Consider the following 6,515-nt stretch of genomic DNA (forward strand, 5'->3'; position numbering starts at 1 on the left):
AAGCCGGTGACCTCACAGGTTCACCCTCTTGCTACAGAACGTCACGAACGATCACGGGAGATCAGCAGGGGTCGAAGGCCGCTCAGGGCTGCGCAGAAACGATCGCGCGAGGACGCACCGACAGGCCGTCAGCACACCGAAGCACCGCCCCCCATCCGGCGACGCCGCTGGATGGGGCCGTACGGCTGCCTCTATGATCGGCACACTTTCCTGCACGGACACGACGAGCACTGCGGGAGCCAACGGTGAGCGGAACCTCTGACGAAACCGGTTCGGCGGCCGACAGCATCCGATCGGCCATTACGGAGCGTCACCCCGCAGTGCCAGTCATGCCTCCCCCGGCCCCCCGCAGCGACTCCGACGTGCGCGACTTCCGGGCCGCTTTCAACGCCGCCCACCTCGCCATGGCCGTCGTCGACCGCAGCGGCTACGTCGTCGCCGCGAACACCGCCCTGGCCGGCCTCCTCGGCACCGAACCGCACGCGCTCGTCGAACAGCGCGCCTCCGACCTGGTGGACCTCGGCGCGGAGGCCCGGACCTGGCAGGCCTACCAGGAGGTACTGCGCGGCCGGCAGGCCCGGCTGCGCTGCACGCGCCGGCTCAAGCACCCGGACGGGCATTCGCTGTGGACGGAGGTCACCCTCGGGCCCGTTCCCGGCACCCGGGACGTGCTGCTGTCCGTCGCCGACATCAGCGACCGCCGCGACCTCCAGGCCCGGCTGCGGCACCTCCAGATGCACGACCCGGTGACCCGCCTGCCCAACCGGACCCTGTTCTTCGAGCGGCTCTCCGCCGCCCTGGAGGCCTCTTCGTACGAGCACGGCGGCACGGGCCGGATCGGCCTGTGCTACCTCGACCTGGACGGCTTCAAGGCGGTCAACGACACCCTCGGCCACCGGGTCGGCGACCGGCTGCTGACCGCCGTCGCGGCCCGCCTCACCCAGTGCGCCGACCAGTCCGGGTACGGGCGCACCGGCGGGCACCTGGTGGCCCGGCTCGGCGGCGACGAGTTCGCGCTGCTGGTCGAGGACTCCACCGGCACCGAGCAGCTCGTGGACCTGGCGCGCAGCGTGCTGGCCGCCGTCCAGGAACCTTTCGACCTGGCCGGGCAGCGGCTGTCGGTGTCGGCGTCGATCGGCGTGGTGGAGCGGGCCGCGGACGGCACCTCGGCGACGGGCCTGATGCAGGCCGCGGACACGACCCTGTACTGGGCGAAGGCGGACGGCAAGGCCCGCTGGACCCTCTTCGACCCGGAGCGCAACGCGCACCGGATGACCCGCCAGGCCCTCACCTCCACGCTCCGGCCGGCCGTGGAACGCGGCGAGTTCGAGGTCGAGTACCAGCCGCTGGTGGACCTGGAGAGCGGGGCGGTGCGCGGGGTGGAGGCCCTGGTCCGGTGGAACCACCCGCAGTTCGGCAGCCTGACGCCGAATCGGTTCATCGGCATCGCCGAGGAGGACGGCTCCATCGTCCAGTTGGGCCGCTGGGTGCTGCGGACCGCATGCCGGCAGGCCCGGCGCTGGCAGATCGAGCACCCCAGCGACTCCCCCGTCTTCGTGTCCGTCAACGTCGCGGTCCGCCAGGTGTGGGACTCCGACCTGGTCGGCGACGTCGCGGGGATCCTCGCCGAGACCGGGCTCGCCCCGCAGCTCCTCCAGCTGGAGCTCACCGAATCCGCGGTGATGGGCTCCGCCGGGCGCCCGCTCCAGGCCCTCCAGGCCCTCAGCGACATGGGCGTGCGGATCGCCATCGACGACTTCGGCACCGGCTACTCGAACCTCGCCTACCTGAGCCGCCTGCCGGTGTCCGTGCTGAAGCTGGACGGCTCCTTCGTCCACGGCTTCCGCTACGACGAGGGCACCCACCCGAACCCGGCCGACGAGACCATCGTCGAGGCCCTCGTCCAACTCGCGCACCGGCTGGGCCTCACCGTCACCGCGGAGTGCGTGGAGACCGCCGGGCAGGCGGCCCGGCTGCGGCGCGTCGGCTGCGACACGGGCCAGGGCTGGCTGTACTCGCGCGCGGTGGCCCCGGAGCGGATCGCCGAGATGATCGGCACCCACCCCGGCGCCGACCACGACCCCTGGTAGGCGCCGCACGCGGCCGGGGCGAGGGGCGGCGGCCAGGCGGTCTTGACCGCGGTCCTGCGGAACCAGGGCCGGATTCAGACTGTCGCCGAGCGTAGTGGCACGACCACGCTCCGGTGTCCGGAATCCCGCAACCATGTGACACACCTCCGCCCCGCACCCGGGCTGGTGGGTGCGGGGCGGGTGGCGCTCGGCGCGGGGTGGGGGAGATCAGCAGGCGCCGAGGTCCTTCCAGACGCCCCATTCGCCGGTGGTGCCGGGCTCCTCGTTCTGCGTCCACCACTGGGCCTTCCACTTGCGGCCCTTGTGCGAGACCTCCGCGCCGCCGGTGTAGACCGTGCCCGCGGCGTACGCCGGGACGGAGCCGCAGCCCGTGGTGGGAGGCGGGCTGGTCGGGGGCTGCGTGGTCGGCGGGGTGGTGGTGGGAGGCGGCGTGGTCGGGGGCTGCGTGGAGCCGCCGAGGGCGTCCGAGATCTGGTTCAGCAGGGTGGTGTTGTCGTCCAGGCCGAGCAGGGAGTACATCATCGCCCCGGCGAGGCCGCGGCTCTTGCCGTAGTCGACGCGGGCCTGGACGGACTTCTGGTTGAGGCCGGTGAAGAACTCGCCGTCCTTGTAGAAGTACGAGGCCTTGGCCTGGTCGTCCCAGAAGGTGGTGGCCGGGTTGTCGACGATGCCGCCGAGCTCCTTGTAGTGGGCGATGCCGGCCTGCTGGCTGTACGGGCGCGGGGCGGAGCCGCCGGTCGCGGTCTGGGCGAGGCCGCCCGCGGGGCCGGCGGGGACGCCCTTCCAGCCCCGGTAGTAGAACTCGTAGCCCAGGGTCAGCTTGTTGGCGGGGAAGCCTCCGGCGATGCCGTAGACCGGGTCACCGTCGATCCAGGCGTCGATGGCGTTCTTGATGCTGTACTTCTCGGTGCCGGGGGCGATCGGGTCGGTGGGGTCGGCCGGGGAGTCGAGCAGCGGGGACTGGTGGTAGGTGGGCCCGTCGCCGTCCCAGGCGCCGTGCATGTCGTACGTCATGATGTTGGCGTAGTCCAAGTACTGGCCGATCTTGTCGGTCTCGATGTACTTGATCTTGTCCTGGCCGGCCGGGAGGGCCGCGGTCAGCAGGTACTTCCTGCCGCCGCCCGCGGCGCCGTACTCGTCGAGCTGCTTGCGGAACTCGGCGAGGAGGAGGGTGAAGTTCTGCTTGTCCTCGGGGCCGTAGTGGTTGCCGAGGTGGCCGCCGGAGGAGCCCGGGTACTCCCAGTCGATGTCGATGCCGTCGAAGATGCCGGCCGCGGTGCCGGCGCCGCCGAAGCCGCCCTCGACGGGCAGGTTGCCCTTGAGGTACTGGTCGATGCAGGAGGAGACGAGCTTCTTGCGGGAGGCGTCCGTCTTGGCTGCGTCGTGGAAGTACTTGGAGTAGGTCCAGCCGCCCAGCGAGATGTTGATCTTCAGGTGGGGGTACTTGGCCTTCAGTTCCTTGAACTGGTTGAAGACGCCCACGATCGGCTGGTCCCACTTGTCGGCGACGCCGTCGACGGAGTCGGCCGCGCTGAAGGACTTCTGGTAGTCGGCGTAGGAGTCGCCCGCGCCGTCGCCCGCGTTGGGGTTGCTGTCGTCACCCGCGGCCTTGTTGGCCATGAAGCAGGTGAGGTTGGTGGGGTGGATGTTGCCGAACGAGTAGTTGATGACGTCCAGCTTGCCCGCGATGCCGCGGGTGTCGAGGTGCTTGGGGTAGAAGGCGTTCCCGTACACGCTCCACTGGTCGTAGTACGCGATCCGGACGTTGCCGCTGCCGGGCGTCGCGGAGGCGTCCGCCGCCTGAGCGGTGCCGAGCCCCGCGAAGCCGGCCATCGCGCCGGCTGCCAGCGCGGCCGTGGCGGCGGCCGCGACGAGGGGTTTACGGATGTGCATGAACTGCCTCCGGGAAGTGGGGGGAGGGCAAGAGGTTCGGGTGGGAGAAGTGATAGCGATCACCGCGGGACCCCGTCAATGGTTTGGACCAAACAAGGACTAGACCATTTCGCGCGCAAATCCCCTCGTCAGAGGCGTGCGAGGGCATGAGAAACCGCTCGCCACCCCGGGTGACGAGCGGTTTAAGGGTGCCTTAGGACAAGCTCCCGCAAGGTTTCGGCAACAAACCAGCCGAACTCCGTTTGCCCGGCATCAATCAGCTCGGGGCGCCCGCCGCCGGCATCCCGTACACATCTGCGACGAGCTCGTACGAGCGCAGCCGGGCCGCGCCGCTGTGCGCGTTGCCGGTCAGCATGAGCTCGTCGGCGCCCGTGCGGGCGACCAGGGCGTCGAGCCCGGCGCGGACCTCGTCGGGGGTGCCGTGCACGACGTTCGCCATCCAGTTGTCGACGAACTCCCGCTCCAGCGGGGAGTATCCGTACGACGCCGCTTCCTCGGGGGTGGGTATCAGCCCCGGCCGGCCGGTGCGCAGCTTCAGCATCGACAGGGCCCCGGTCCGCACCTGGGCGCGGGCCTCCCCGGCGGTGTCGGCGGCCAGCGTCGAGACGCCGATCAGGGCGTACGGGGCGGCCAGGACGGCCGAGGGGCGGAAGGTCTGCCGGTAGAGGTCGAGGGCGGGCAGGGTGCCGGCCGCGGAGAAGTGGTGGGCGTACGCGAAGGGCAGGCCGAGCTCGCCGGCGAGGCGCGCGGAGAAGCCGGACGAGCCGAGCAGCCACAGCGGCGGGCGGCCGGCCGCCCCCTGCACCGGGCCGGGCACGGCGTGCACGCGGGCGTACGGGTGGCCGGCGGGGAAGTCGTCGTCCAGGAAGCGGGTGAGCTCGGCGAGGAGACGGGGGAACTCGTCCGCGGCCTCGTCGAGCCGGCCGGGCCCGCGCAGCGCGGCGGCCGTGCGCCCGTCGGTGCCGGGGGCCCGGCCGAGGCCGAGGTCGATCCGGCCGGGGGCGAGGGCCTCCAGGGTGCCGAACTGCTCGGCGACGGCGAGCGGGGCGTGGTTGGGCAGCATGACCCCGCCCGAGCCGAGCCGGATCCGGGAGGTGTGGGCGGCGAGGTGGGCCAGGACCACGGCCGGGGAGGAGCTGGCCACGCCCGGCATGGAGTGGTGCTCGGCGACCCAGTGGCGCTGGTAGCCGCGGGACTCGGCGAGCCGGGAGATGGCGACGCTGGTGCGGAGGGAGTGGTGGGCGGTGCTGCCCGCGCCGACCGTGACGAGGTCGAGGACGGAGAGGGGGACGGGCGCGCGGCCGTGGCGGATGCCGCGGACCGGGTCGGGCCGTCCGGCGTCCTGCGTGGTGTCGCGTCCGACGTTTTCGAGGTCCCCGGTGTCACTCACTGTCGCTCCCGCTCGGTTCGGCATCCGTACGAGGAACTCGAACCGTGAGGGGCCGACGGGCATTCCCGACCCCCACGGGGGCACGCCCTTGACCTTGGCATATGCCAGTGGAGTAGATCGAGGCAGAGGCACGTGATTGAGCCATCAATCTCCTCAACAGGCGGTCCACGTGAGCCTCTTGATGGCTATCGTGGTAACGCAAGCGGTAGCAACCTGGTAGGGGGAGACCGTGGCGCTGAAGCCCGAGCCGACCGCGCCGTTCCACTCGGTGCAGTACGCCCTGCGCGTGCTCGAAACCATCGCCCGCCACTCCGGCGGAGTGACCGACATACAGATCGCGCGCGAGACCGGACTGCCCGCCGTCCATCTCGCGCCCATGCTCCTCATGCTGCGCAGGGAGGGGTACGTGCTCGAGGTCTCGGACGGCGCGTACGCCATAGGGGACTCGCTCGTCCTGCTCGGCTCGGGGATGCACAAGGAGCAGGCCCTCCAGCACAAGCTGCAGGACACCCTGGACCGCCTGCGGGATTCGGTGGGCGCGGCGGTCTACATCAGCCGGTACGAGGACGGCGAGGTGAAGATCACCCAGTTCGCGGACAGCCCGCGCACCCCGAAGGTGCACGAGTGGGTCGACTTCCGGTCCGCGGCGCACGCCAGCGCCGTCGGCAAGTGCCTGCTCACGCAGCTCGACCAGAACGGGCGCCGCGACCACCTCTCCCGGCACAAGATCGCCCGACTCACGTCGAAGACGATCGTGAACGAGCGGGTCCTGATGTCCAAGCTCGACGCCCAGCCGGCCACGGTGCCGATGCTGGACCTCCAGGAGTACGCACTCGGCACGGTGTGCGCCGCGGTACCGATCACCGCCGGTGCCTCGGTGGGCTGCCTCGCCCTGTCGATGCCCGTCGAGCACGCGCACCGGCTGCGCGCCGCCGCGGAGGTCCTGAACCGGAAGGCCGCGCCCCTGCTGCTGTCGCTCGCCCTCTGAGCCCGCTCTGTGACGCGCCTCACGGGAGAGGGTGCGGCCGGAGCGGGACGACGGGACGAAGTGGCGGTACGAAAACACTTCGGGGGGGGGGGGGGGGGGGGGGAGCGGCACCCCACGCACGGTGGCGCGCCCCCGCGGCGGGTCTGTGTGCAAA

Annotated in this window: 4 protein-coding genes; 2 read left to right on the top strand and 2 right to left on the bottom strand. The window is 71.4% G+C overall.

The window, feature by feature from the left end:
• The first annotated feature begins 245 nt into the window (after nucleotides 1-245).
• Nucleotides 246-2,090, top strand: coding sequence for a putative bifunctional diguanylate cyclase/phosphodiesterase (locus ACFVGY_RS22110; RefSeq protein ID WP_385679918.1), 1,845 nt, complete (start codon nucleotides 246-248; stop codon nucleotides 2,088-2,090).
• A gap of 207 nt (nucleotides 2,091-2,297) precedes the next feature.
• Here the strand turns inward: ACFVGY_RS22110 and ACFVGY_RS22115 are convergent, their stop codons facing one another.
• Nucleotides 2,298-3,983 (bottom strand): glycosyl hydrolase family 18 protein, encoded by a 1,686-nt coding sequence (locus ACFVGY_RS22115; RefSeq protein WP_385679920.1) that lies wholly within the window; start codon nucleotides 3,981-3,983, stop codon nucleotides 2,298-2,300.
• Nucleotides 3,984-4,239: 256 nt separating this feature from the next.
• Nucleotides 4,240-5,373: an LLM class flavin-dependent oxidoreductase gene (locus ACFVGY_RS22120; RefSeq protein WP_385679922.1), complete on the bottom strand. Its 1,134-nt coding sequence runs from the start codon at nucleotides 5,371-5,373 to the stop codon at nucleotides 4,240-4,242.
• 229 nt (nucleotides 5,374-5,602) lie between these two features.
• Here ACFVGY_RS22120 and ACFVGY_RS22125 point away from each other — a divergent pair, with 229 nt between their 5' ends.
• Complete coding sequence (locus tag ACFVGY_RS22125) at nucleotides 5,603-6,361, top strand: IclR family transcriptional regulator (RefSeq protein WP_385679924.1); 759 nt, start codon at nucleotides 5,603-5,605, stop codon at nucleotides 6,359-6,361.
• Nucleotides 6,362-6,515: the final 154 nt, after the last annotated feature.

This window comes from Streptomyces sp. NPDC127106, from assembly GCF_042677605.1.
Lineage (GTDB): Bacteria > Actinomycetota > Actinomycetes > Streptomycetales > Streptomycetaceae > Streptomyces.

Coding starts and splice junctions, on each gene's coding strand:
- ACFVGY_RS22115 (WP_385679920.1), bottom strand. CDS start 3,983: ATGCACATCCGTAAACCCCTCGTCGCGGCCGCCGCCACGGCCGCGCTG.